The 24,804-nt window shown below is 65.0% G+C and carries 18 protein-coding genes; 16 read left to right on the top strand and 2 right to left on the bottom strand.

Features of this window, described 5'->3' with window-relative positions; genetic code table 11:
• Nucleotides 1-59: 59 nt before the first annotated feature.
• The 12 genes from gltA (at nt 60) to moaE (ending at nt 15,004) form a co-directional block, all read left to right on the top strand.
• Nucleotides 60-1,355, top strand: a complete 1,296-nt coding sequence (gene gltA, locus EBN1_RS18945) for a citrate synthase (protein ID WP_011239598.1) — start codon at nt 60-62, stop codon at nt 1,353-1,355.
• Nucleotides 1,356-1,493: 138 nt separating this feature from the next.
• Complete coding sequence (locus tag EBN1_RS18940) at nt 1,494-4,322, top strand: 2-oxoglutarate dehydrogenase E1 component (protein ID WP_011239597.1); 2,829 nt, start codon at nt 1,494-1,496, stop codon at nt 4,320-4,322.
• Nucleotides 4,323-4,371: 49 nt separating this feature from the next.
• A complete protein-coding gene (odhB, locus tag EBN1_RS18935) occupies nt 4,372-5,556 on the top strand; it encodes a 2-oxoglutarate dehydrogenase complex dihydrolipoyllysine-residue succinyltransferase (RefSeq protein ID WP_011239596.1) in 1,185 nt (394 codons plus the stop codon).
• 80 nt (nt 5,557-5,636) lie between these two features.
• Nucleotides 5,637-7,067: a dihydrolipoyl dehydrogenase gene (gene lpdA / locus EBN1_RS18930; RefSeq protein ID WP_011239595.1), complete on the top strand. Its 1,431-nt coding sequence runs from the start codon at nt 5,637-5,639 to the stop codon at nt 7,065-7,067.
• Between the two features lie 88 nt (nt 7,068-7,155).
• A complete protein-coding gene (zapE, locus tag EBN1_RS18925) occupies nt 7,156-8,268 on the top strand; it encodes a cell division protein ZapE (RefSeq protein WP_011239594.1) in 1,113 nt (370 codons plus the stop codon).
• Nucleotides 8,269-8,375: 107 nt separating this feature from the next.
• On the top strand, nt 8,376-8,993 hold the full coding sequence (locus EBN1_RS18920; RefSeq protein ID WP_011239593.1) for a class I SAM-dependent methyltransferase: 618 nt from the start codon (nt 8,376-8,378) through the stop codon (nt 8,991-8,993).
• Nucleotides 8,994-9,177: 184 nt separating this feature from the next.
• A complete protein-coding gene (locus tag EBN1_RS18915; protein WP_011239592.1) occupies nt 9,178-11,133 on the top strand; it encodes a DNA repair helicase YoaA in 1,956 nt (651 codons plus the stop codon).
• Nucleotides 11,134-11,165: 32 nt separating this feature from the next.
• Nucleotides 11,166-12,506, top strand: a complete 1,341-nt coding sequence (locus EBN1_RS18910) for a hypothetical protein (protein ID WP_041646598.1) — start codon at nt 11,166-11,168, stop codon at nt 12,504-12,506.
• A 43-nt stretch (nt 12,507-12,549) separates the two neighbouring features.
• Nucleotides 12,550-13,047 (top strand): molybdopterin-guanine dinucleotide biosynthesis protein B, encoded by a 498-nt coding sequence (gene mobB / locus EBN1_RS18905; RefSeq protein WP_011239590.1) that lies wholly within the window; start codon nt 12,550-12,552, stop codon nt 13,045-13,047.
• A gap of 3 nt (nt 13,048-13,050) precedes the next feature.
• Nucleotides 13,051-14,256 carry a molybdopterin molybdotransferase MoeA gene (locus EBN1_RS18900; RefSeq protein ID WP_011239589.1) on the top strand — a complete coding sequence of 402 codons (1,206 nt, stop codon included), beginning with the start codon at nt 13,051-13,053 and terminating at the stop codon, nt 14,254-14,256.
• A 4-nt stretch (nt 14,257-14,260) separates the two neighbouring features.
• Nucleotides 14,261-14,515 carry a molybdopterin converting factor subunit 1 gene (gene moaD, locus EBN1_RS18895; protein ID WP_011239588.1) on the top strand — a complete coding sequence of 85 codons (255 nt, stop codon included), beginning with the start codon at nt 14,261-14,263 and terminating at the stop codon, nt 14,513-14,515.
• Between the two features lie 3 nt (nt 14,516-14,518).
• A complete protein-coding gene (gene moaE / locus EBN1_RS18890) occupies nt 14,519-15,004 on the top strand; it encodes a molybdopterin synthase catalytic subunit MoaE (RefSeq protein WP_011239587.1) in 486 nt (161 codons plus the stop codon).
• A gap of 146 nt (nt 15,005-15,150) precedes the next feature.
• Here the strand turns inward: moaE and EBN1_RS18885 are convergent, their stop codons facing one another.
• Entirely contained in the window at nt 15,151-15,660 is a 510-nt protein-coding gene (locus EBN1_RS18885; RefSeq protein ID WP_011239586.1) for a phasin family protein, read from the bottom strand.
• Between the two features lie 279 nt (nt 15,661-15,939).
• Here EBN1_RS18885 and clpB point away from each other — a divergent pair, with 279 nt between their 5' ends.
• The gene (gene clpB / locus EBN1_RS18880) at nt 15,940-18,522 is read left to right on the top strand and encodes an ATP-dependent chaperone ClpB (protein ID WP_011239585.1); all 2,583 of its coding nucleotides are present in this window, start codon (nt 15,940-15,942) and stop codon (nt 18,520-18,522) included.
• A gap of 210 nt (nt 18,523-18,732) precedes the next feature.
• Entirely contained in the window at nt 18,733-20,634 is a 1,902-nt protein-coding gene (locus tag EBN1_RS18875) for a SurA N-terminal domain-containing protein (protein WP_011239583.1), read from the top strand.
• A gap of 76 nt (nt 20,635-20,710) precedes the next feature.
• Here EBN1_RS18875 and EBN1_RS18870 read toward each other — a convergent pair whose 3' ends face one another.
• Complete coding sequence (locus EBN1_RS18870) at nt 20,711-21,502, bottom strand: enoyl-ACP reductase FabI (protein ID WP_011239582.1); 792 nt, start codon at nt 21,500-21,502, stop codon at nt 20,711-20,713.
• Nucleotides 21,503-21,655: 153 nt separating this feature from the next.
• Between EBN1_RS18870 and EBN1_RS18865 the strand changes: the two genes are divergently transcribed.
• Both EBN1_RS18865 and EBN1_RS18860 read left to right on the top strand, forming a co-directional pair.
• Nucleotides 21,656-23,827 carry an ABC transporter substrate-binding protein gene (locus EBN1_RS18865; protein WP_011239581.1) on the top strand — a complete coding sequence of 724 codons (2,172 nt, stop codon included), beginning with the start codon at nt 21,656-21,658 and terminating at the stop codon, nt 23,825-23,827.
• The gene (locus EBN1_RS18860) at nt 23,827-24,804 is read left to right on the top strand and encodes an ABC transporter permease (protein WP_011239580.1); all 978 of its coding nucleotides are present in this window, start codon (nt 23,827-23,829) and stop codon (nt 24,802-24,804) included. Before EBN1_RS18865 ends, EBN1_RS18860 begins: the two co-directional genes overlap by 1 nt.

The following is a 24,804-nucleotide window of genomic DNA, read 5'->3' as shown; positions in this document are numbered from 1 at the left end:
AGCAGGACGTTCGTTACAGGGAGCTAGTAGTTACTACCGGCAAGCAAAAGGGATGACCTATGAGCACTGAACGCACTGCAACGCTAACCGTCGATGGCAAGACCGTCGAATTCCCGGTAATGACCGGCACCCATGGCAATGACGTCATCGATATTCGCACGCTGGGGGCCAAGACCGGTTTCTTCACTTACGACTCGGGCTTCCTGTCGACCGCGAGCTGCAAGTCCACGATTACGTTCATCGACGGTGACAAGGGTGAACTGCTCTATCGCGGTTATCCCATCGAGCAACTGGCCGACAAGTGCAGCTTCCTCGAAGTCGCCTATCTGCTGAAGAACGGCGAGCTCCCGAACGGGACGCAGAAAGTGGAGTTCGAGAACACCATCAAGAACCACACGATGCTGCACGACCAGATGACGAAGTTCTTCACGGGCTTCCGTCGTGATGCGCATCCGATGGCCGTGATGGTCGGCGTCGTCGGCGCGCTGTCGGCCTTCTATCATGAAGCGATGGATTTCTCCGACTCCGAGCACCGCAACATCTCGATCAACCGCCTGATCGCGAAGCTGCCGACGATCGTCGCGATGGCCTACAAGTACAACATGGGCCAGCCGTTCATGTATCCGCGCAACGAGCTCGACTACACGGCGAACTTCATGCACATGATGTTCGGCACGCCGTGCGAAGAGTACAAGCCCAATCCGGTGCTGGTGCGTGCGCTCGACACGATCTTCACGCTGCACGCCGATCACGAGCAGAACGCTTCGACGTCCACCGTGCGGCTCGCGGGGTCGTCGGGTGCGAACCCGTTCGCGTGCATCTCGGCCGGCATCGCCTGCCTGTGGGGCCCGGCGCACGGCGGCGCGAACGAAGCATGCCTCAACATGCTCGAGGAAATCGGCGACGTGTCGCGCGTCGGCGAATACATCGCGCGTGCGAAGGACAAGAACGACAGCTTCAAGCTGATGGGCTTCGGTCACCGCGTCTACAAGAACTTCGACCCGCGCGCGAAGCTGATGCGCCAGGTCTGCTACGACGTCCTGGGCGAGCTGGGCCTCGAGAACGACCGCCTCTTCAAGCTGGCGATGGAACTCGAGAAGATCGCACTGGAAGACCAGTACTTCGTCGAGAAGAAGCTCTATCCGAACGTCGACTTCTACTCCGGCATCGTGCAGAAGGCGCTGGGGATCCCGACGTCGATGTTCACCTGCATCTTCGCGCTGGCACGGACCGTCGGCTGGATCACGCAGTGGGAAGAAATGATCACCGATCCGGAATACAAGATCGGTCGTCCGCGCCAGTTGTACATCGGTGCAGCGCGGCGCGACGTACCGACGCTCGCACAACGTCCGTAAGAGACGAACAGGGAGAGGCGGCGAACCAGTCCGACCACGACCTCGACGGGATGGCACGCTGTGGCCATCCCGTTTTTTTCGGGGCCGCCGGAACAATTCGCCGATTGCAGCGATAACAAGATACAGGTGGCAATCAACATGATGAAGCAGCTCCGATCGACTTCGTATCTGTTCGGCGCCAATGCGCCATTCATCGAAGAGCTCTACGAGAATTACCTCGCCGACCCGGCGGCGGTGCCGGAAGCCTGGCGCGGTTATTTCGATGCCCTGCAGGCGCAGGCCGGTGCCGCGGTGCGGGACGTCGCGCACGGCCCGGTCATCGCCGCATTCACCGAACTCGCCAAGCGCGGCCCGGTGCGCACCGTGACCGCAGGCGGCGACGATCGTCGTCAGGTCAGCACGTTGCAGCTGATCAACGCCTATCGGTTCCTCGGCAACCGCTGGGCGAATCTCGACCCCCTCAAGCGCACCGAGCGGCCGCAACTGGCCGAACTCGAGCCGTCGTTCTACGGCTTTACCGAAGCGGATCTCAACCAGAGCTTCAACGTGGGGTCGTTCCACGGTTTTTCTGCCGATCACGCGACACTGCGCGAAATTCTCGAAGCGCTGCGCCAGACGTATTGCGGCTCGATCGGCTCCGAATACATGCATATCTCGGATACCGGCCAGAAGCGCTGGATCCAGAGCCGTCTCGAGAGTGTCCGCGGCACGCCGCGCTTCTCCGCGGAGATGAAGAAACGCATCCTCGAGCGCACCACCGCCGCCGAGACGCTGGAAAAATTCCTGCACACGAAATACGTCGGCCAGAAGCGCTTCTCGCTCGAAGGCGGGGAGTCGACGATCGTCGCGATGGACGAGATCGTCCGTGTCGGCGGCTCGCTCGGCGCGCAGGAGATCGTCATCGGCATGGCGCACCGCGGGCGCCTGAACGTGCTCGTCAATACGCTCGGCAAGTCGCCGTCGATGCTGTTCGCCGAATTCGAAGGCAAGGCCGCGGCCGATCTCACCGCGGGCGACGTCAAGTATCACCTCGGCTTCTCGTCCGACGTCATGAGCCCGGGCGGCCCGGTGCATCTGACGCTGTCGTTCAACCCGTCGCACCTCGAGATCATCAATCCTGTCGTCGAGGGCTCGGTGTATGCGCGCCAGCTGCGCCGCAAGGACGAGGCCAAGAGCCAGGTGATCGCGGTGCTGATCCACGGTGACGCCGCGGTGGCGGGGCAGGGCGTGAACCAGGAGATGCTGAACTTCTCGCAGACGCGCGGCTATGGCACCGGCGGCACGGTGCATATCGTCGTGAACAACCAGATCGGCTTCACGACATCCGATCCGCGCGACTACCGCTCGTCGCTCTACTGCACCGACATCTTCAAGATGGTCGAAGCGCCGATCTTCCACGTCAATGGCGACGACCCTGAAGCGGTCGCGTTCGCGACCGCGTTGGCTGTCGAGTTCCGCCAGGAGTTCAAGAAGGACGTCGTCGTCGATATCGTCTGCTACCGCAAGCTCGGCCACAACGAGCAGGACGAGCCGATGGTCACGCAGCCGCTGATGTACCGCAAGATCGCCAGCCACCCCGGCACGCGCAAGCTGTATGCCGACCGGCTGGTGACCGAAGGGACATGCGCGCCTGGCGAGCCGGAAAAGATGATCAAGGACTTCCGCGAACACCTGGACAAGGGGCAGTTGCTGTACAACCCGGTGCTGTCCGGCCATAACCGCCAGTACGCCGTCGACTGGACGCCCTACATCGGCCAGTCCTACACCGATGAAGGCGAGACCGCCATCCCGCTGACCGAACTCAAGCGCCTGTCCGAGCGCCTGACGACGCTGCCCGAAGGCTTCAACGTGCACCCGCGGGTCAGGAAGATCCTCGAAGACCGCATCGCGATGGGCCAGGGCGATCTGCCACTCGACTGGGGGATGGGCGAGAACCTCGCCTACGCGAGCCTGCTCGCGCAAGGGTTCGGCGTGCGCATCTCCGGCGAGGACGTCGGCCGCGGCACGTTCTTCCACCGCCACGCAGTGCTGCACGACCAGAAGCGCGAGCGCTGGGACCAGGGCACCTACGTGCCGCTGAAGCATATCCAGGACGGCCAGGCCGCGCTGCAGATCTTCGATTCGGTGCTGTCGGAAGAGGCGGTCCTCGCGTTCGAGTACGGCTACGCGACCGCCGAGCCGAACGAGCTTGTCGTCTGGGAAGCCCAGTTCGGCGACTTCGTCAACGGCGCCCAGGTCGTGCTCGACCAGTTCATCTGCTCCGGCGAAGCGAAGTGGGGCCGCCTGTGCGGGCTGACGCTGATGCTGCCGCACGGCTACGAAGGCCAGGGTCCGGAGCACTCGTCGGCCCGGATCGAGCGCTTCATGAACAACGCCGCCGAGAACAACTGGCAGATCTGCGTGCCAACGACCCCTGCGCAGATCTTCCACCTGCTGCGCCGGCAGATGCTGCGCAAGGTCAGGAAGCCGCTGGTGATCATCACGCCGAAGTCGCTGCTGCGCCACAAGGAAGCCACTTCGACGCTGGCCGAACTGGAAGACGGGAAATTCCGCACCGTCATCGGCGAAACGGAGGCGCTCGACCCGAAGAAGGTCAAGCGGGTGGTGCTGTGCCAGGGCAAGCTCTACTACGAGCTGCTCGCCTATCGACGCGAGAACAACATCAAGGACACCGCGCTGGTGCGGATCGAGCAGCTCTATCCGTTCCCGGCCGCTGCCTTCGGCGCCGCCGTCGATCAGTTCCCGAATGCCCGGGAAGTCGTGTGGGCACAGGAGGAGCCGCGCAACCAGGGCGCCTGGTACTGGCTCGCATCGCGCCAGCACCTCGTGAATGTGCTCGGATCGAAGCGCAAGCTTCTGCTGGTGTCGCGTCCGGCAGCCGCATCGCCTGCGGTCGGCTACTACGCGAAGCACAACGCGCAGCAAAAAGCGGTCATCGAGAACGCCTTCGGCCCGCTTCAGGACTGATTCAACTCATAACGCCGAACAATACCGGACAACACGGGGAGAGAAATTCATGCTGATTGAAGTGAAAGTGCCGCAACTGTCGGAATCCGTATCCGAAGCCACGCTGGTATCGTGGCACAAGAAGGAAGGCGACGCGGTGTCGCGCGACGAGAACCTCATCGATATCGAAACCGACAAGGTCGTGCTGGAAACCCCGGCACCGGCCGATGGCGTGCTGGTGAAGATCGTCAAGGCCGACGGCGAGAACGTGACCAGCGGCGACCTGATCGCCCAGATCGACACCGAAGCGAAAGCGCCGGCCGGGGCCAAGCCCGCCGAGGCGGTCCAGGCCGTGGCCGCGCCGGCCCCGGCAGTGGCGGCGGCGACAACCGGCGGAGCGCCGAGCCCCGCTGCACGCAAGATCCTCGAGGAGAAGGGCGTCGCTGCCGGCGACGTTTCCGGCACCGGCCGCGGCGGTCGCGTCACGAAGGAAGACGCGGTTGCCGCCCAGCCGCGCGCTGCTGCGCCGGTCGCGGCGGCAGTTCGAGGTGGCGATCGGGCCGAAGAGCGCGTACCGATGACGCGCCTGCGCGCGCGCATCGCCGAGCGCCTGATCCAGTCGAAGAACGAAAACGCGATCCTGACGACGTTCAACGAAGTCAACATGGCGCCGGTGATGGCGCTGCGCAAGCAGTACGGCGAGAAGTTCGAGAAGGCGCACGGCGTGCGCCTGGGCTTCATGGGTTTCTTCGTCAAGGCCGCGGTCGCCGCGCTGAAGAAATATCCGATCATCAACGCGTCGGTCGATGGCAACGACATCGTCTATCACGGCTACATCGACATCGGCATCGCCGTCGGCAGCCCCCGCGGTCTCGTCGTGCCGATCATTCGTGACGCCGACCAGATGTCGATCGCCGACATCGAGAAGAAGATCGCCGAGTACGGCCAGAAGGCGAAGGACGGCAAGCTGTCGCTCGAAGAGCTCACCGGCGGCACGTTCTCGATCTCGAACGGCGGGGTGTTCGGCTCGATGCTGTCGACGCCGATCATCAACCCGCCGCAGTCCGCGATCCTCGGCATCCACGCCACCAAGGACCGTCCGGTCGTCGAGAACGGCCAGATCGTCATCCGCCCGATCAACTACCTGGCGCTGTCCTACGACCACCGCATCATCGACGGCCGCGAAGCGGTGCTCGGCCTGGTGGCGATGAAGGAAGCGCTGGAAGATCCGGCGCGCCTGATCCTCGACGTCTGATCGACCGGCTGTGTGGCGCACCGGCACGGCAGCTTCATCGTGCCGGCGGGCCACGCTGTTCCCTTTTTCCGGAGTGAATAATGGCTGACAAGCAATTCGACGTCCTCGTCATCGGTGGCGGACCGGGCGGATACGTCGCAGCGATCCGCGCTGCACAACTGGGCTTCAAGACCGCGTGCGCGGAGTCCAACCCTTATGCCGATCCGAAAGGCGAGCCGCGCCTCGGCGGCACCTGCCTGAACGTCGGCTGCATCCCGTCGAAAGCGCTGCTGCACACCTCGCACCTGTTCGAGGAAGCCGAGCATGCGTTTCCGACCCAGGGCATCAGGCTCGAGGGCAAGGTGAGCATCGACGTGCCGGTGATGATCGGCCGCAAGAACAAGGTCGTCGACCAGCTCACCAGCGGCATCAAAGGCCTGTTCAAGAAGAACAAGGTCACTTTCCTCGCCGGGCACGGCAGCTTCGAAGGCAACGGGCCGGCAGGATATGTCGTCAGGGTCGGCGCAGAAACCGTTGAAGCCAGGCACGTCATCATCGCGACCGGCTCGAAGCCCCGTCACTTGCCGGGCATCCCGGTCGACAACAGGATCGTCTGCGACAACGTCGGCGCGCTCGATTTCGATTCGGTGCCGAAGAAGCTCGGTGTGATCGGCGCAGGTGTCATCGGCCTCGAGATGGGCTCGGTGTGGCGCCGCCTCGGCGCGGAAGTGACGGTCCTCGAAGCGCTGCCGGACTTCATGCCTTTCGCCGATATGGACGTCGCGAAGGAAGCGCTGAAAGTCTTCACCAAGCAGGGGCTGGATATCCGGACTGGCGTGACGATCGGCGAGACCAAGGTCGGCGCGGACGGCGTGTCGCTCGCCTACACCGGCAAGGACGGCAAGGAAGCGAGGCTCGAATGCGAGCGGCTGATCGTCTCGGTCGGCCGCGTTCCGAACACCGAGGGCCTGAACGCGAGCACGGTCGGGCTGGACGTCAGCGATCGGGGCCAGATCGTCGTCGACGGGCACTGCCGCACGAACCTGCCGAACGTCTACGCTGTCGGCGACGTCGTGCGCGGCCCGATGCTCGCCCACAAGGCGATGGAAGAGGCGGTCATGGTCGCCGAGATCATCGCGGGCCAAGCCGGCCACGCGAATCTGGACACCGTCCCCGGCGTCATCTACACGTCGCCCGAGATCGCCTGGGTCGGCAAGAGCGAGCAGCAGCTCAAAGCCGAAGGCGTTGCCTACCGTGCCGGCAAGATTCCGTTCATGGCGAACGGGCGCGCGCTGGGTTCCGGCGATCCGACCGGCTTCGTCAAGATGCTCGCCGACGCCGACACCGATCGCATCCTCGGCGTGCATATCATCGGTGCCAATGCGTCGGAGCTGATCTCCGAGGCCGTCGTCGCGATGGAGTTCGGCGGCGCCGCGGAAGACCTGGCGCGCATCTGCCACGCTCACCCGACGCTGTCGGAAGTCGTGCATGAAGCGGCGCTGGCGGTGGACAAGCGGCCGTTGCACTTCTGATCGTCGGCCTGCCGCAGGACAGGGGTGGCGCGGGATATCCTGGCCACCCCTGATTTCGTTTCCGAACATCGCTTTTTTCAGTGCCACCATGCCCCATCGTGTTCTCAAAGTCGCCCAGCACGGAATGCTCGATGCCTACGAGGCGCAGCTCAAGGTCCGCGGCTACAAGTCCGACCCCGAGCAGCGCGCCGCCGTGCAGCGCCTGCAGCAGCTCTATACCGACCTGATCGGATTCAAGGCCGCGCGCCGCGGAACGCTGCGCAAGCTCCTCGTCCGGCCGCGGTTACCGCGCAACGTCTATTTCTGGGGCGGTGTCGGACGCGGCAAGAGCTTCCTGATGGACTGCTTTTTCGACGCAGTGCCGTACCGGCGCAAGCGCCGCGTGCATTTCCACGCGTTCATGCAGGAAGTGCAGAACGACCTGAAGAATTTCAACGACGCGCCCGATCCGCTGCAGCGCGTCGCCGATCGCATCGCCCGCCAGACGCGCCTGCTGTGTTTCGACGAGTTCCACGTCTCCGACATCGCCGACGCGATGATCCTCGGACGCCTCCTCGACGCGCTGTTCGCGCGCGGCGTGATCTTCGTCATGACCTCGAACTATCCGCCCGAAGGCCTCTACCCGAACGGGCTGCAGCGCATCAATTTCCTGCCGGCGATCGAGATGATCAAGCGCCGCTTCGACGTCATCGAGGTCGACCACGGCACCGACTACCGCTTGCGTACGCTGGAGAAGATCGAGATCTACCTCGTTCCCGACGACGACGCGGCCGAGCACAAGATGCGCAAGGATTTCCGCCGCCTGGCTGCGAGCGACGGCGAAACCGGCCCGATCGACCTGCTCGGCCGCCAGCTGCCGGTGGTGCGCCACGCCCCCGGCGTCATCTGGTTCGACTTCACGACGCTGTGCGGGGGACCGCGGTCGCAGAACGACTATCTCGAGATCGCGCGCGAGCACCACACGCTGCTGCTCTCCGGCGTGCCGCGCATGAGCGCCGGAAATGCGTCCGAAGCACGGCGTTTCACGTGGCTCGTCGACGTTCTCTACGATCATCGCGTCAAGCTCGTGATGAGCGCCGAAGTCGAGGCGCCCGAGCTGTACACGACCGGCCACAACGCGCACGAATTCGTCCGCACCGTCAGCCGGCTGATGGAAATGCGCAGCCGCGACTACCTTGCCGAGGCCCACCGCACGGAGTGACGGGGCATCAGGCGCCTGCCGCGCACCCGCCTCGCGCCAGTTTCGAGCGCGCATAATCCCCGGGCGGCTGCTAACATGAGCTGATCATCCGACCCGTTGCGAGTGACATGGACCAGCAAGCCATTACTGCCGCCTACCGTCGCTATGCTCCGGTCTATGACATCCTGTTCGGTCCGGTTTTCGAGCCCGGGCGACGGCGGCTGGTGCAGGCGCTGAACTGCCGGCCGGGCGAGGAGGTCCTCGAAGTCGGCGTCGGCACCGGCCTGTCGTTGCGGCATTACCCCCGCTACGCCCGGGTCACGGGCATCGACCTTTCCCCCCACATGCTTGCGCGTGCGAGCCTGCAGGTACAGCGCCATGATCTGCGCAATGTCGCGCTGATGGCGATGGATGTCCAGCGGCTGTCGTTTCCGGATGCGAGCTTCGACAAGGTGAGCGCACTGTACGTCGCCTCGGTGGTCCCCGATCCGGCAGTCATGATGCAGGAGCTCGAGCGGGTCTGTCGGCCCGGTGGCGAAGTTGTCGTCGTCAATCATTTCACCCGCAGCAATGGTTTTGCGTCGCACATCGAGCGCAGCCTCGCACCGCTCGCACGTTCACTCGGGTTCCGGCCGCTGTTTCCGCTCGATGCGTTCATCGGCCTGACGCATCTCGAGCTGACCGAGACCACGCCGGTGAACGCCTTCGGATATTGGACGCTGCTGCGCTTTCGTAGCCGCGCCTGAGCCGGGGGCGGCAGGCGATCGTCAACGACGGTTGACAGCGTTCGTACGCCGCTGGCGTAATGTCAATCGTCCGTCATCAAGCGGTCGGCCGCCGGCTGCTGCGCGCGCGGTGAAGCGGCCGGCAGCGAAAGCCGTCGTGCGCCTCCACAGGTGATAGCATTACCGACTGCTCCTGTTTTGCGCCATGCCAGATCTCGATTCCGCCTTTTCTCCCGATGGACTGCTTGCCACGGCAGTGCCGTCGTTCCGGCCGCGCCCGCAACAGCTCGAGATGGCACGGCACATCGCCGAAGCTCTGACGGAAAACCGCGTCCTCGTCGCCGAAGCCGGCACCGGCACCGGCAAGACGTTCGCGTACCTGGTGCCGGCACTCCTGTCCGGGGGCAAGGTGATCCTGTCGACCGGGACCAAGACGCTGCAGGACCAGCTTTTCAATCGCGACCTGCCGACGGTGCGGGCCGCGCTGAAAGTGCCGGTCACCGTGGCGCTGCTGAAAGGCCGCGCGAATTATGTCTGCCCGTACCACCTCGAACGCAATTCGCATGATGGCCGCTTCCTCACTGCTCAGGATGCGGCCGATCTGCGCGCGATCGCGCGCTTCGCCAAAACGGCGCAGAGTGGTGACAAGGCCGAATGCACGGAAGTGGGCGAAGACTCTGCCGCGTGGCTGGCAGCCACTTCGACGCGCGACAACTGTCTCGGCCAGGAATGCCCGAACGTCAAGGAATGCTTCGTGCTCTCGGCACGGCGTGCAGCGATGGACGCCGATGTCGTCGTCGTCAATCACCACCTGTTCTTCGCCGACGTGATGTTGCGCGACGAAGGTATGGGCGAGCTGCTGCCGGCGTGCAATGCGGTGATTTTCGACGAAGCGCACCAGCTCCCGGAAACCGCGAGCCTGTTCTTCGGCGAGAACGTGTCCACGGCACAGCTCCTCGAACTCGCGCGCGACACGCGCTCCGAAACCCTCGCCGGGGCGCGTGACTGCCGCGAACTGATCGACGCGAGCCGGGCGCTGGAGAAGGCGGCGCGCGACCTGCGACTCGCGTTCGGTCCCGAGCCTGCCCGACTCTCGGCCGCGCAGGCCGCCGCGCTGCCGCAATTCGACGATGCACTGAAGGCGCTCGACGACGAACTGGGCCGCTTCGCCGCGATCCTCGGCACCCAGGCCGAGCGCTCGGAAGGGCTCGCGAACTGCCTGCGCCGCGGCGACGAAATCCGGCAACGCCTCGGGCGCTGGCGTACGCCGGATTCGGCCGAACTGATCCGCTGGGTCGAAGTGTTCCCCCAGTCGGCCGCGCTGAACGCGACGCCGCTGCACGTGTCGCAGGTGTTCCGCCGCCAGCTCGAGAGTCATCCGCGGGCGTGGATCTTCACTTCGGCGACACTCGCCGTCGGCAGCGATTTAGGCCACTACTGTGACGAATTGGGGCTGTCGCAGCTCGAGCCGCCGCCGCTGACCGAAGTGTGGGGCAGCCCGTTCGATTATGCCGAGCAGGCCTTGCTGTATGCGCCGGCCGGCCTGCCCGATCCGAATCATCCGGACTATGTCGAAGCCGTCGCGAGGACTGCGCTGCCGCTGATACGCGCGGCGCACGGACGGACGTTCGTGCTATGCACTTCGCTGCGCGCGATGCGGCGCATCCACGGCCTGCTCGCCGAGGGTCTCGAGCGCGCCGGCGACAGGTTGCCGATGCTGCTGCAGGGTGAAGGCTCGCGCACGGAACTGCTTGAACGTTTCCGTCGTCTCGGCAATGCGGTGCTGGTCGCGAGCCAGAGCTTCTGGGAAGGGGTCGACGTGCCGGGCGATGCGCTGTCGCTGGTCGTCATCGACAAGCTGCCGTTCGCGCCGCCGGACGATCCGGTACTCGCGGCACGCGTCGAGCACCTGCAGAAGAGCGGGCGCAACCCGTTCATGCATTACCAGTTGCCGCGCGCGGTGATCAACATGAAGCAGGGCGCCGGCCGCCTGATCCGCAGCGAACGGGACCGCGGCGTGCTGTGCATCTGCGACCCGCGGATGATCGACAAGCCCTATGGCAGAGTCATCTGGCGCAGCCTGCCACCGATGCGACGCACCCGTCTCGAGGCCGAGGTGGTCGCGTTTCTCGAACAACTGCCGCCACCCCCCGGCACGTGAGTCGCAGGGTGGGGAATACGATGGAGATGCCGATGAGTACAGCTGTCGACGCCGGGCTCGATCCGTTGCTGCGCGCGTTGTCCGACGGCGACGGCCTGGACGTCGCCGAACGCCTCAATCGCGGCTGCCAGTGCGTCTCGCTCGATCACGAGCGCCTGCGCAGCGAACTCGAACGGGATGCGCGTGACGGCGCGCTCCTGTCGATGATCGTCTCGACCCGCCCGCACTTGTTTGCCGATTCGGTCGCCTTCGTCGCTGCGCATCATCAGGTGCGCATGGCCCGGATCATTGCCGCGGTCGAGCGCGTGGTCGCGCTGCCGGGCTGGGAGGCGCTCGCATTCGAGCACGCGCCGGCGGCCGCGAAGGTGCCGACCGCCGCGGCGGGAGTGTTTCTCGGCTACGACTTTCACCTCGGCCCCGATGGGCCGCAGCTCATCGAAATCAACACCAACGCAGGCGGTGCGCTGCTCAATGTTGCGTTGGCCCGCGCCCAGCGTGCGTGCTGTGCCGAGGTCGCGCCGCTCGAGGCAGCCATCGCCGCAGGCGGGCCGAACGATCCGGAAGCCGCATTCATCGACATGTTCCGCAGTGAATGGCACGCGATGCGCGGCGAGCAGGTGTTGCGCACTGTCGTGATCGTCGACCGCGAACCGCAGTCCCAGTATCTGCTGCCCGAATTCGTGCTGTTCCAGCGCCTGTTCGAACGCCACGGGCTCGCTGCGTTCATCTGCGATCCGGCCGAGCTCGAATTCGCCGACGGGCGGCTGTGGCTCGGCGAAACCGTCGTCGATCTCGTCTATAACCGACTCACCGACTTTGCGTTGAGCGAGCCGGAAAGCGCGGCGCTCGCCGACGCGTGGGGCGCCCGGGCAGCGGTGATCACTCCGCACCCGCGCGCCCATGCGCTGTATGCCGACAAGCGCAATCTGGCGCTGCTCGCCGACGACGCGGTGCTGCGGGGGATCGGCGTCGACGCCGACACGCGGGCCGTGCTCGCCGCTGGCATCCCGGCCACGCGCCAGGTCCGCCCGGAGGACGCCGAAGCGTTGTGGCGCGACCGCAGAGACCTGTTCTTCAAGCCCGCTTCGGGGTTCGGCAGCCGCGCGACGTATCGCGGCGGCAAGCTGACGCGCAGGGTGTTCGACGAAATCCTCGCCGGCGACTACATCGCACAGCGACTCGTCCCGCCCAGCGCGCGGCGCCTGTCGGTCGGGGGTACGGCGACCGACTTGAAGATGGACCTGCGAAATTACGTGTACCGCGGCCGCGTGCAACTCCTCGTGGCGCGGCTGTATCGCGGCCAGACGACGAATTTCCGCACTCCCGGCGGCGGTTTCGCCGCGGTGGTGGCGCTTCCCTGCGCACAATCCTGAGCATGTTGTATTCTCCTCAACATTTGAATCGAGCGAACCACTGATGATCGTATTCGGCATCGCAGGCTGGTCCGGTTGTGGCAAGACCACCCTGATCGAAAAGCTCATTCCCGAGTTCACCGCACGCGGGATCTCGGTGTCCGTCATCAAGCACGCCCACCACGGTTTCGACCTCGACCGCCCCGGCAAGGACTCGTTTCGCCACCGCGAGGCGGGAGCCAGCCAGGTGCTGATGTTGTCGAACGATCGCTGGGTGCTGATGCACGAGCTTCGGGGCGCGCCCGAACCGACGCTCGAAGAGCAGCTGCGCCTGTTGTCGCCGTGCGACGTCGTGCTGATCGAGGGCTACAAGGCCGCCGCCGTGCCGAAGATCGAAGTGCATCGTCCGGCGCACGGCAAGCCGCCGCTGTGGACCGACAATCCCCACGTCGTCGCGGTCGCGACGAACGCCGGGATCGATTGCCCGCTGCCGACGCTCGCGCTCGACGATGCCGACGCGATTGCCGAATTCATTCTCGCCCACTCACATTTACGCCCGTAAATCATGAACGCCAACATGCTCTCCTTCGACGAAGCGCTCGCGACGCTGATCCGCAAGGCCCAGCCGATCCGCGAAATCGACATGGCCGACACCTTCGTCGCGCAGGGCAGGGTTCTCGCCGCCGATCTGCATTCGCCAGTCTCGGTGCCTGCGCTCGACACCTCGACGATGGACGGCTACGCGCTGCGCGCCGCCGACGTCACGGCCCCGGGAGTGTCCCTCCCGGTGTCGCAGCGGATTCCTGCGGGCAGTGTCGGCCATCCGCTTCAACCGGGCACCGCCGCGCGCATCTTCACTGGAGCGCCGCTGCCTGCCGGCGCTGATGTCGTCGTGATGCAGGAGATGTGCGAGCACCAGGGCGAGGCGGTGGTGATCAACCATCAACCTCGCGCCGGCGAGGCGGTAAGGCTGGCGGGCAGCGAGATCGCCCGGGGTGATACGGTGCTGGCGGCAGGCACGCGGCTGCGCCCGCAGGAACTCGGACTCGCCGCCTCGGTCGGCATTGCGCAACTGCCGGTCGTGCGACGCATGCGCGTCGCGCTGTTTTCCACTGGCGACGAACTGGTCATGCCGGGCGAAACGCTGCCACCGGGCGGCGTATATAACTCCAACCGCTTCCAGCTGCGTGCGCTGCTGCTGCAGCTCGGTTGCGAAGTCACCGATTTCGGTATCGTGCCCGACCGTCTCGAGGCCACGCGCGCAGTGCTGCGCGACGCGGCGCAGGGACACGAGCTGATCCTCACGAGCGGTGGCGTCTCGGTCGGCGAAGAAGATCACGTGAAGCCCGCGGTCGAGGCCGAAGGCTCGCTCGATCTGTGGAAGATCGCGATGAAACCGGGCAAGCCGCTCGCGTACGGGCGCGTCGGAGCAGCCGCGTTCATCGGCCTGCCGGGCAACCCCGTGTCGAGCTTCGTGACCTTTCTGATGATGGTGCGGCCTTTCATCCTCGCGACCCAAGGGGCGAGCGCGCTGAAACCCCGAGCCGTCGCGTTGCGGGCGGATTTCGACTGGCCGCGGCCGGATCGCCGGCGCGAGTTCCTGCGCGCGCGCTTCAACGACACGGGAGGCGTCGAACTTTATACTCACCAGGGTGCTGCAGCGCTGTCGTCGATCGTGTGGGCCGACGGGCTCGTCGATGTGCCGGCCGACACGCCGATCGCGCGCGGCGAGACGGTCCGCTTTCTGCCTTACGGCGAGTTGTTATACTGAAATCATGAACATCAAAATCCTTTATTTCGCGGCGCTCAGGGACGCCGTCGGGCGTGCCGAAGAATCGTTCGTGCTGCCCTCCGGGGTCGCCACGGTCGGCGATCTGCGCGCTTTCCTTGCCGACCGGGGCGACAAGTGGGACGCGCTCGCAGAGGGGCGCAACGTGCGTGCGGCCCGCAATCAGCGCATGGCGGGCCCGACTGATCCGGTCGGGCCCGGCGACGAGATCGCATTCTTTCCGCCGGTCACCGGAGGCTGAAACATGTCGGTAAGCGTCCAGCAAGCAGATTTCGATGTCGGCGCCGAGATTGCCGCGCTGTCGCAGGGGCGCCACGAGGTCGGGGCCGTGGCGAGCTTTGTCGGGCTGGTGCGGGATGTCAGCGGCGGTGCCGAAGTCGCGGCGATGACCCTCGAGCACTATCCGGGAATGACCGAGCGCTCGCTCGAAGACATCGTCGGTGAAGCCCGGCGGCGCTGGCAACTCGATGGCGTGCGCGTGATCCACCGCTACGGCAGGCTCGAGCCGGGAGACCGCATCGTCTTCGTCGGCGTCGCCGGGGCTCACCGCGGCGAGGCGTTCGCCGCATGCGAATTTGTCATGGACTATCTGAAGACCCGCGCGCCATTCTGGAAGCTCGAAGAAACACCGGACGGTGCGCACTGGGTCGATGCGCGGGACAGCGACGACAGCGCAGCGGCGCGCTGGGATACGGAGTCGGTGGAGTCGGAGTCGTCACCGGAGCGCTGACCCGCCTGCAAAGTTGCGGCACGAGCGGACGCCACCGTTGAATCTGCAAGCGCCGGGAAAATCCGGAAACGCCGGGAAAGCGTCGGAAAAACGGTGCGACAGAGAAACGGCGCCAAGGGCGCCGTTGTCGCAAGACCGGACCAGCCTTACTTCTTGGTCTTGGTGCCGCCCGGTTGTGTGAACATCTGGAACGCTTCGGACGAAGCCCGCGTCATCTGCTCGAAAGCCGAGCGCGTCGTGTCCATTGCGGTCTGGAGCGCGGTCATCGCATTCTGGTCGGTGATCGGCATGCCGGTGAACATCTTCTGCATCGCCTCGAACATGTCCTTGCCGCCGGTGGACAGTTGTTCGCCGACGAGCTTTCCGACTTCGGCCTGGGTGCGGTTCGTCAGCTCCGCCATTTCACGTGCGCACGACAGCATCTTTTCCGTCGTGCTCTGGGCGTACTGGGTGCGCAGTTCGATCGCCTGTTTCGGATCCTTGACGCTGGACAGCGCCTTGGCGTTCTCCACCCCCTCTTCGAACAGACTCTTCGCCACCGCAACCTGCAGTTCCATGATGCGCTGCGAGTTTTCGATCGACATCTGCGCCAGACGCACTGCCGCTTCGAGATTTTTCTTCTGAAGCTCGTTGATCTGGTCCTGTTTCGTTGCCATATTTCTTCTCCACGCGCAAAGTTTGAATACTGGAACTACCAAGCGCTGCGGGCGGCGTACGTGCGCCGCGGTTCCCTCGCCCCGGTATCCGGATATATTACAGGAGGATGGAATCGGCGTAATACCGCAGTGCCTGTACCCGTTGCACTGTAGCAACATTTGCTCGCATGCTTCCCGCTGGCATTGGCTGGACGTGGTTACCGGTTTCGGCAAACCGTTGACTTTGTTGTCCGTGCCCCCATCTTCGATGGCAATCCACTCAGAACAGGAACGCCCACCATGCGCTTCGACAAGCTCACGACGAAGTTCCAGCAGGCTCTCTCCGATGCCCAGAGCATCGCAGTCGGCAACGACCAGCAGTTCATCGAACCCCAGCACCTGCTGCTGGCGATGCTCGGCCAGGAGGATGCCGGCATCGTCTCGCTGCTGCAGCGTGCCGGCGTCAACGTGCCGCCGCTCAAGGCTGCGCTCGACAAGGCGCTGACGCGGCTGCCGAAGGTCGAAGGGCACGGCGGCGAGGTGCAGATCGGGCGCGACCTTTCGAATCTCCTGAATATCGCCGATCGCGAAGCGCAGAAGCGCGGCGACCAGTTTATCGCCAGCGAGATGTTCTTGCTCGCGCTCGCTGAGGACAAGGGCGAGACCGGGCGCCTGCTGAAGGAGCACGGCCTGTCGCGCAAGCCGCTTGAAGCGGCGATCACCGCGGTGCGAGGCGGCTCCGGCGTCGGCAGCCAGGATGCCGAAGGACAGCGCGAAGCGCTCAACAAGTACTGTCTCGATCTCACCGATCGCGCGCGAGCGGGCAAGCTCGATCCGGTGATCGGGCGCGACGACGAGATCCGCCGCGCGATCCAGATCCTGCAGCGCCGCACGAAGAACAATCCGGTGCTGATCGGCGAGCCGGGGGTAGGCAAGACCGCGATCGTCGAAGGCCTCGCGCAGCGTATCGTCAATGACGAGGTTCCCGAGACGCTCAAGGGCAAGCGCGTGCTGTCGCTCGACATGGCGGCGCTGCTCGCGGGGGCGAAATACCGCGGCGAATTCGAGGAACGGCTCAAGGCCGTGCTGAAGGAGATCGCGCAGGAAGAAGGGCGGATCATCGTCTTCATCGACGAGCTGCACACGATGGTCGGCGCCGGCAAGGCCGAAGGCGCGATCGACGCCGGCAACATGCTGAAGCCGGCGCTTGCGCGCGGCGAGCTGCACTGCATCGGCGCGACGACGCTCGACGAATATCGCAAGTACATCGAAAAGGATGCCGCGCTCGAACGGCGCTTCCAGAAAGTGCTGGTGGACGAGCCGAGCGTGGAGTCGACGATCGCGATCCTGCGCGGCCTGCAGGAAAAATACGAACTGCACCACGGCGTCGACATCACCGACCCGGCGATCGTCGCCGCAGCGGAGCTGTCGCATCGCTACATCACCGACCGGTTCCTGCCCGACAAGGCGATCGACCTGATCGACGAGGCCGCGGCGCGAATCAAGATGGAGATCGACTCAAAGCCGGAAGTCATGGACAAGCTCGAGCGTCGCCTGATCCAGCTCAAGATCGAGCAGGAAGCGGTGAAGCGGGAAACCGACGAGGCGTCGCAGAAGCGTCTCGTGCTGATCCGCGACGAGATCGACAAGCTCGAGCGCGAATACGCGAACCTCGACGAAATCTGGCGCTCGGAGAAGGCGAGCGTGCAGGGCAGCCAGCACATCAAGGAAGAGATCGAGGCGCTGCGCACGCAGATGGCCGAGATGCAGCGGAAGGGCCAGTACGACAAGCTCGCCGAGCTGCAGTACGGCAAGCTCCCGCAGCTCGAGGCGCAGCTGAAGGCGGCCGAATCGGCCGGCAGCGGCGAGCGCAAGTTCAAGCTGTTGCGCACCGAGGTCGGCACCGAGGAGATCGCCGAAGTCGTGTCGCGCGCGACGGGCATTCCGGTCAGCAAGATGATGCAGGGCGAGCGCGAGAAGCTGCTGAAGATGGAAGAGCGGCTGCACCAGCGCGTCGTCGGCCAGGACGAGGCGGTGCGGCTCGTCGCGGATGCGATCCGCCGCTCGCGCGCCGGCCTTTCGGACGAGAACCGCCCGTACGGCTCGTTCCTGTTCCTGGGCCCGACCGGCGTCGGCAAGACCGAGCTCTGCAAGACGCTCGCCGAGTTCCTGTTCGATTCGGAAGAGCACCTGATCCGCATCGACATGAGCGAATTCATGGAAAAGCACTCGGTTGCCCGCCTCATCGGCGCCCCGCCGGGCTATGTGGGCTATGAGGAAGGTGGCTACCTGACGGAGCAGGTGCGCCGCAAGCCCTACAGCGTGATCCTCTTCGACGAGGTGGAGAAGGCGCACCCGGACGTGTTCAACGTGCTGCTGCAGGTGCTCGACGACGGCCGCATGACAGACGGGCAGGGACGCACCGTCGACTTCAAGAACACCGTCATCGTCATGACATCGAACCTCGGCAGCCAGATGATCCAGCAAATGGCAGGCGATGATCATCAAGTCATCAAGCTTGCCGTGATGGCCGAAGTCAAGACCTACTTCCGTCCGGAGTTCGTCAACCGCATCGACGAGGTCGTCGTGTTCCACGCGCTCGACGAGAAGCACATCGCGAGCATCGCGCGCATCCAGCTCCAGTACCTCGACAAGCGGCTGGCGCGGCTGGACATGTCGATGGAGGTATCGGACGCGGCGCTTGCGGAGCTTGCGTCGGCCGGTTTCGATCCGGTGTTCGGCGCGCGCCCGCTCAAGCGCGCGATCCAGGAGCGCATCGAAAATCCGCTCGCGAAGGCGATCCTGGAAGGGCAGTTCGGCGCAAAGGACAAGGTGCTCGTCGATGTCGAAGGCGGGCGGATAGTCTTTGCGAAGGGCGACTGACAAAACGCGGTGCTTTCTATCGGCGGGCGGCGGGGTTTTCTCGTCGCCCGCCGGCGCCATTCCGGGAAGGACAGATTTCCGGCATTCATCACCGGTGGCCGCGACGCCGGCCGCCGCGGTGGCCTGCTGCCCGCGGCGATGCGATAATGCCGCCTTTGCGTTTTCGGCGCAGGCCGAACGCCCTTCCCCTGGTTTCCACGGAAAAACACGATGTTTGATGCCGTCCGCAACAACAAGCGCATCGCCCAGATCATCCTGGCGCTGCTGATCGTCCCGTTCGCTTTTTTCGGGCTCGATTCATACTTCACCAGTGGGCCCGGCGGGAACGAGATCGCGACAGTGGGCGGGTCGAAAATATCGATGAATGAATTCGACCAGGCGCTGCGTGATCAGCAGGACCGGCTGCGTCAGTCGATGGGCGGCCAGGTCGATAGGGCGATGCTCGAATCGGAAGCAATGCGCCGCTCGGTGGTGGAGAACCTCGTCAACCAGCGCCTGCTGGCAATGCACGCCGCGGACAGCGGCCTCGTCGTGACGCAGCAGCAGCTGCAGCAGGTCATCGCGACGGTGCCGGCGTTCCAGGAGGACGGACGTTTTTCGCTCGAGCGTTACGAGGCCGCGGTGCGGGCGCAGGGGATGACGCCGGCGATGTTCGAGGCGCGCCTCGGGCAGGACCTGCGCGTCCAGCAGGTCGCCTTGGCGGTCGGTCAATCCGCTTTCACGGCGCAGGCGTCCGTGCAGCGCTTCCTCGAGGCACAGCTCGAAGAACGCAAAGTCAGCGAACTGAAGTTCTCACCCGACGCGTTCCTTGCCCAGGTCGAGCTCCCGGACGATGCAGCGAAGAAATATTACGATGCCAACCCGGAGCGTTTCGAGCGCCCGGCGCGGTTGCGCGCCGAGTATCTCGTGTTCGACGAAAACGCGCTGCTGAAGCAGGTTTCGGTGTCCGACGATGAAATCCGCAAGTTCTACGAGGCGAATACTGCACGCTTCGGCCAGCCGGAAGAGCGCAACGCACGCCATATCCTGATCGAGGCGGCAGCCGATGCGCCGGCCGAAGAGGTTGCGAAGGCAAGTGAAAAGGCGGCGGCGCTGCTCGCGCAGGTGCGTGCGAACCCGGAGCGCTTCGCAGAACTGGCGAAGGCCGAGTCGCAGGATCCCGGGTCGGCCGCACGTGGGGGCGAACTGGGTTTCTTCGGCCGCGGGGCGATGGTCAAGTCGTTCGAGGACGCGGTGTTCAGCCTCGAAAAAGGCCAGATCAGCGACGTTGTCCGCTCGGATTTCGGTTTTCACATCATCCAGGTCGTCGACATCAAGCCCGCGAAAGCCCGTCCGTTCGAAGAGGTCCGCGACGAGATCGCCGAGGAGCTGAAGCGACAGGCGGCAAGCCGCCGCTTGGCCGAGCAGGCCGAGCACTTCGCAAACCTCGTCTACGAGCAGGCCGACAGCCTCCAGCCGGCCGCGCAGGAGCTGGGCCTCGAGATTCGCCAGACGGACTGGATCTCCCGCGAGGAAGGATCGATCGGCGGCTTCAAGAACGAAAAGCTCCTCAACGGACTGTTTTCGGACGAAGCGGTGAAGAACGGCCGCAACGTCGAGGCGGTGGAGGTGTCGCGCGGCACGCTCGTATCGGCGCGGGTGCGCGATTTCGAAGCGGCGCAGCGACTGCCGTTCGAAGAGGTCAAGGCTTCGATCGAGAAGCAGCTGCGTGCCGAGGAGGCGAGCAAACTTGCCGTCGCTCGCGGTGAAGCTGCGCTGGCGGCGCTCGCGAAAGGTGAGCAGGCGAGCGGGGCGTGGAGCGAGGCGCGCGTCGTGCGCCGGGGAAGTCCGGAACTCGCTCCGGCGGCAATCGATGCGGTGTTCGGTGCCGCGGAGAGCAAGCTGCCGGCGTACGCAGGAGTGGCGATGCCGGAAGGCGGGTATTCGGTGTTCCGCATCGAGAGTGTGACGCGGCCGGAACTCGCAAAGGACGATCCCCGTCTGCAGGCGGTGTCGCAGCAGTACCAGCGGCTGATCGCGGAGCGCGATTTCAACGCTTTCCTCGCGTCGTTGCGGGAGCGGTACGAGGTCGAAATCAACGAAGCGGTGCTGCGGGTGGCGCAGCAGCCGTAACGGCAGGAGAGTCCCTTCGGGGGCGAAAAAAACCCGGCGCGATCTGGCCGGGTTTTTTTGCTGCCCGAACCCGGGATCAGTTTTGTTCGGAATTGCCCAGCGCGGTCGTGTTGAAGCCGCCGTCCACGTACATGATCTCGCCGGTCATGCCGCTGGCGAGGTCCGAGCACAGGAACGCGGCCGCGTTGCCGACTTCCTCGATCGTCACGTTGCGGCGCAGCGGGGCGTTGTGCTCGTTGAACGACAGCAGCTTGCTGAAGTTGCCGATGCCCGACGCGGCGAGCGTCTTGATCGGGCCTGCGGAGATCGCGTTGACCCGTGTCCCCTCCGGGCCGAGGCAGACCGCGAGGTAGCGCACCGCGGCTTCGAGACTCGCTTTTGCCAGGCCCATGATGTTGTAGTTGGGCATCGTGCGCACCGCGCCGAGATAGGACATCGTCAGCAGCGCGCCCTTGCGGCCCTTCATCATCGGGCGAGCCCCTTTCGCGAGCAGCGGGAAGCTGCCTGCGCTGACTTCCTGCGAAATGCGGAAGGCCTCACGCGAGAACCCGTCGAGGAAATCGCCTTCGAGCGCGTCGCTCGGCGCGAACGCGATCGAATGCACGAGGCCGTCCAGGCCATCCCATTTCTGCCCGAGCTGTTCGAACAGGCCTGCGATTTCGGCATCGTTCTGCACATCGCATGAAAAAATCAGGTCGGAACCGAATTCGGCGGCCATTTTCGCCACACGTTCCTGAAAGCGCTCGTTCTGGTACGTGAAAGCGAGCTCGGCGCCTTCACGGTGCATCGCTTTTGCAATGCCGTAGGAAATCGAGCGATTGCTGAGCAGTCCGGTGATCAGAATCCGTTTTCCGGCGAGAAAGCCCATTTTTGATAATGCTCCGTCTTGTTGAGGCGCCGATTATAGCTGGGTCCGCCGTTCGACGTGCGTTTCGACAACCCCCAGGCGGGGGCCCTGGCGCCGAAACCGCGTCGCGGGCGATATGCGCGGCGCGGCTGCCGCAGCAGGTAGAATCGGCGCATGTTTTCGCGCGCCTGCCTACTGCTGCTGTCATGCGTCCTGCTCGCCGCGTGCGGGCAGGTGTGGAACGACCCCTATCCCGTCGCCGAGCGCGACCAGAACGTCATGTACACCGCGTTCACCGATCGCCCGAAACACCTCGACCCGGTGCAGTCGTACAGCGAGGACGAGGCGGCCTTCCTGTACCAGATCTACGAACCGCCGCTGCAATACCATTACCTCAAGCGGCCCTACACGCTCATTCCCGGCAGCGCCGCGCAGCTGCCCGTCGTGCGCCGCTACGACGCGCGCGGCCGCGAGCTTCCCGCCGATGCGCCGGCCGGGCGCGTCGCTCGCAGCGAGTACGAGATCCGCATCACGCCCGGCATTCTCTATCAACCTCACCCGGCTTTCGCCAAAGCCGACGACGGCAGTCCGCGCTACCTCGAACTCGGCCCGGAGGACCTGGAAGGCGTGCGCGGCCTCGGGGATTTTCCCGAGACCGGCACGCGCGAGCTCGAAGCGGGCGACTTTGTCCACCAGATCAAGCGCCTCGCGCACCCGCGGCTGCATTCGCCGATCTTCGAGCTGATGGCCGAGTACATTCCCGGCCTGAAGGGGCTGCAAAAGCGCCTTGCCGACGAGGCACAGCGCAACCCGGGCTGGATCGATCTCACCGCGCACGCGCTGCCGGGCGTCGAAGTCGTCGATCGTCATACCTACCGCATCACGCTGAAAGGCGCCTACCCGCAGTTCCTGTACTGGTTGTCGATGCCATTCTTCGCGCCCGTGCCGCCCGAGGCGGACCGCTTTTTCGGCCAGTCCGGCATGGCCGAGCGCAACCTGACGCTCGACTGGTGGCCGATCGGCACCGGCCCGTTCATGCTCGCCGAGAACAACCCGAACGCGCGCATGGTGCTGGTCAGGAATCCGAACTACCGCGGCGATCCCTACCCGTGCGAAGGCGACGCGGCCGACCGCGATGCGGGACTGCTGGCCGATTGCGGCAAGCCGATGCCGTTCCTCGACAAGGTCGTGTTCTCGCGCGAACGCGAAGGAATCCCGTACTGGAACAAATTCCTGCAGGGCTATTACGACGCCTCCGGCGTGTCGTCGGAGAACTTCGATCAGGCCGTCAATATGAGCAGCCAGGGGGAAGTCGTGCTGTCCGACGACATGGTCGAGCGTGGCATCGAACTGCTGACTTCGGTGTCGCCGTCGGTGTTCTACCTCGGCTTCAACATGCTCGATCCGGTCGTCGGCGGCGGCGACACGGCAGCAGGGCGCGAGCGCGCGCGCAAGCTGCGCCAGGCGATCTCGGTCGCGCTCGACATGGAGGAGTTCGTGTCGATCTTCCTCAATGGCCGCGGCGTGCCGGCGATGCATCCGATCCCGCCGGGCATTTTCGGTGCGCGTGACGGCGAAGCGGGCATCAACCCGGTCGTCTATGAATGGCGCGACGGCAAGGCCGTGCGCCGCAGCAAGGACGTCGCGCGGCGGCTGCTCGCCGAGGCCGGCTATCCGGACGGGCGGGACGCGAAGACCGGCGAACCGCTGATCATCAACCTCGACACGACGCCGGGCGGGCTCGGCGACAAGGCGCGCTCGGACTGGCTCGCGAAGCAGTTCCGCGAACTCGGCGTGCAGTTCGTCGTCCGCCCGACCGACTACAACCGCTTCCAGGACAAGATCCGCGAAGGCAATGCGCAGCTCTTCTTCTTCGGCTGGAACGCCGACTATCCCGACCCGGAGAACATGCTGTTCCTGCTGCACGGCCCGCAAGCCAAGGTCAGGGAGTCGGGCCAGAACGCGGCGAACTACCAGAACGACGAGTACGACCGCCTGTTCGAGCAGATGAAGGGGATGCCCGACGGGCCCGAGCGCCAGAAGATCATCGACCGCATGGTCGCGATCCTGCAGCACGACGCGCCGTGGATTTTCGGCTTTCACCCGAAAGCCTATTCGCTGCAGCACGGCTGGGTCGAGAACCGCAAGCCGGGGAGCATGATCCGCAACACGCTGAAATATCAGCGCGTCGACCTCGAGCGCCGGCAGGCGCTGCGCGCGCAGTGGAACCAGCCCGTCGTGTGGCCGCTCGGGCTCGTCGCGCTGCTGTTCGTCGTCATCGTGGCGCCCGCATTCCTGCATTACCGCCGACGTGAGCGCGCGACCGGCGTCGGAGGCGCCGCCTGATGTTCGCGTATATCGTCCGCCGCTTGCTGTACGCGCTGCCGATCCTGATCGGCGTGAACCTCATCACTTTCGCGCTGTTCTTCGTCGTCAATTCGCCCGACGACATGGCGCGCATGCACTTGGGCGTCAAGCGCGTGACACCGGAGGCGATCGAGCGCTGGAAGGCCGAGCGCGGCTACGACCGGCCGCTGTTCGTCAACACGCAGGCGGACGGCACGCAGAAGCTGACCGACACGATCTTCTTCGACAATTCGCTGCGCATGTTCGCGTTCGACTTCGGCCGCGCCGACGACGGCCGCGACATCGCGCAGGAGATCCGCGACCGCATGCGCCCGTCGCTCGCGATCGCGCTGCCGACCTTCGTCCTCGGGCTGTTCGTCTCGGTGTCGTTCGCGCTGATGCTGGTGTTCTTCCGCGCGAGCTACCTCGATTTCTGGGGGGTCGTGCTGTGCGTCGCGATGATGTCGATATCGAGCCTGTTCTACATCATCGGCGGGCAGTGGCTGGTGTCCAAAGTGTGGGCGCTGGTGCCGATCTCGGGCTACGCGCCGGGGCTCGATGCCGCACGCTTCCTCGTGCTGCCGGTGCTGATAAGCGTCGTCGCCGGCGTCGGCGCGAACGCGCGCTGGTACCGCACGATCTTCCTCGAGGAAATCTCGAAGGACTACGTGCGCACCGCCCGCGCCAAAGGCCTGTCGGAACTGACCGTGCTGTTCCGCCACGTGCTGAAGAACGCGATGATCCCGATCCTTACCGGCGTCGTCGTCGTCATTCCGCTGCTGTTCATGGGGAGCCTGATCGTCGAGTCGTTCTTCGGCATTCCGGGCCTCGGCAGCTACACGATCGACGCGATCAATGCGCAGGACTTCGCCGTCGTGCGCGCGATGGTGTTCATCGGTTCGGTGCTGTACATCGTCGGCCTGCTGCTGACCGACATTTCCTACACGCTCGTCGATCCGCGCGTAAGGCTGGAGTAG

It is taken from the genome of Aromatoleum aromaticum EbN1 (assembly GCF_000025965.1).
GTDB lineage: Bacteria > Pseudomonadota > Gammaproteobacteria > Burkholderiales > Rhodocyclaceae > Aromatoleum > Aromatoleum aromaticum.
This window is presented reverse-complemented; position numbering and strand designations above follow the sequence as displayed.

Excerpts from the sequence above, each read along its gene's own strand:
- EBN1_RS18875 (WP_011239583.1), top strand. The coding sequence starts at position 18,733 with ATGTTTGATGCCGTCCGCAACAACAAGCGCATCGCCCAGATCATCCTG.
- odhB (WP_011239596.1), top strand. The coding sequence starts at position 4,372 with ATGCTGATTGAAGTGAAAGTGCCGCAACTGTCGGAATCCGTATCCGAA.
- EBN1_RS18900 (WP_011239589.1), top strand. The coding sequence starts at position 13,051 with ATGAACGCCAACATGCTCTCCTTCGACGAAGCGCTCGCGACGCTGATC.
- gltA (WP_011239598.1), top strand. The coding sequence starts at position 60 with ATGAGCACTGAACGCACTGCAACGCTAACCGTCGATGGCAAGACCGTC.
- EBN1_RS18920 (WP_011239593.1), top strand. The coding sequence starts at position 8,376 with ATGGACCAGCAAGCCATTACTGCCGCCTACCGTCGCTATGCTCCGGTC.
- EBN1_RS18870 (WP_011239582.1), bottom strand. The coding sequence starts at position 21,502 with ATGGGCTTTCTCGCCGGAAAACGGATTCTGATCACCGGACTGCTCAGC.
- EBN1_RS18860 (WP_011239580.1), top strand. The coding sequence starts at position 23,827 with ATGTTCGCGTATATCGTCCGCCGCTTGCTGTACGCGCTGCCGATCCTG.
- EBN1_RS18885 (WP_011239586.1), bottom strand. The coding sequence starts at position 15,660 with ATGGCAACGAAACAGGACCAGATCAACGAGCTTCAGAAGAAAAATCTC.
- EBN1_RS18865 (WP_011239581.1), top strand. The coding sequence starts at position 21,656 with ATGTTTTCGCGCGCCTGCCTACTGCTGCTGTCATGCGTCCTGCTCGCC.
- EBN1_RS18915 (WP_011239592.1), top strand. The coding sequence starts at position 9,178 with ATGCCAGATCTCGATTCCGCCTTTTCTCCCGATGGACTGCTTGCCACG.
- lpdA (WP_011239595.1), top strand. The coding sequence starts at position 5,637 with ATGGCTGACAAGCAATTCGACGTCCTCGTCATCGGTGGCGGACCGGGC.
- EBN1_RS18910 (WP_041646598.1), top strand. The coding sequence starts at position 11,166 with ATGAGTACAGCTGTCGACGCCGGGCTCGATCCGTTGCTGCGCGCGTTG.
- moaD (WP_011239588.1), top strand. The coding sequence starts at position 14,261 with ATGAACATCAAAATCCTTTATTTCGCGGCGCTCAGGGACGCCGTCGGG.
- moaE (WP_011239587.1), top strand. The coding sequence starts at position 14,519 with ATGTCGGTAAGCGTCCAGCAAGCAGATTTCGATGTCGGCGCCGAGATT.
- clpB (WP_011239585.1), top strand. The coding sequence starts at position 15,940 with ATGCGCTTCGACAAGCTCACGACGAAGTTCCAGCAGGCTCTCTCCGAT.
- zapE (WP_011239594.1), top strand. The coding sequence starts at position 7,156 with ATGCCCCATCGTGTTCTCAAAGTCGCCCAGCACGGAATGCTCGATGCC.
- EBN1_RS18940 (WP_011239597.1), top strand. The coding sequence starts at position 1,494 with ATGATGAAGCAGCTCCGATCGACTTCGTATCTGTTCGGCGCCAATGCG.
- mobB (WP_011239590.1), top strand. The coding sequence starts at position 12,550 with ATGATCGTATTCGGCATCGCAGGCTGGTCCGGTTGTGGCAAGACCACC.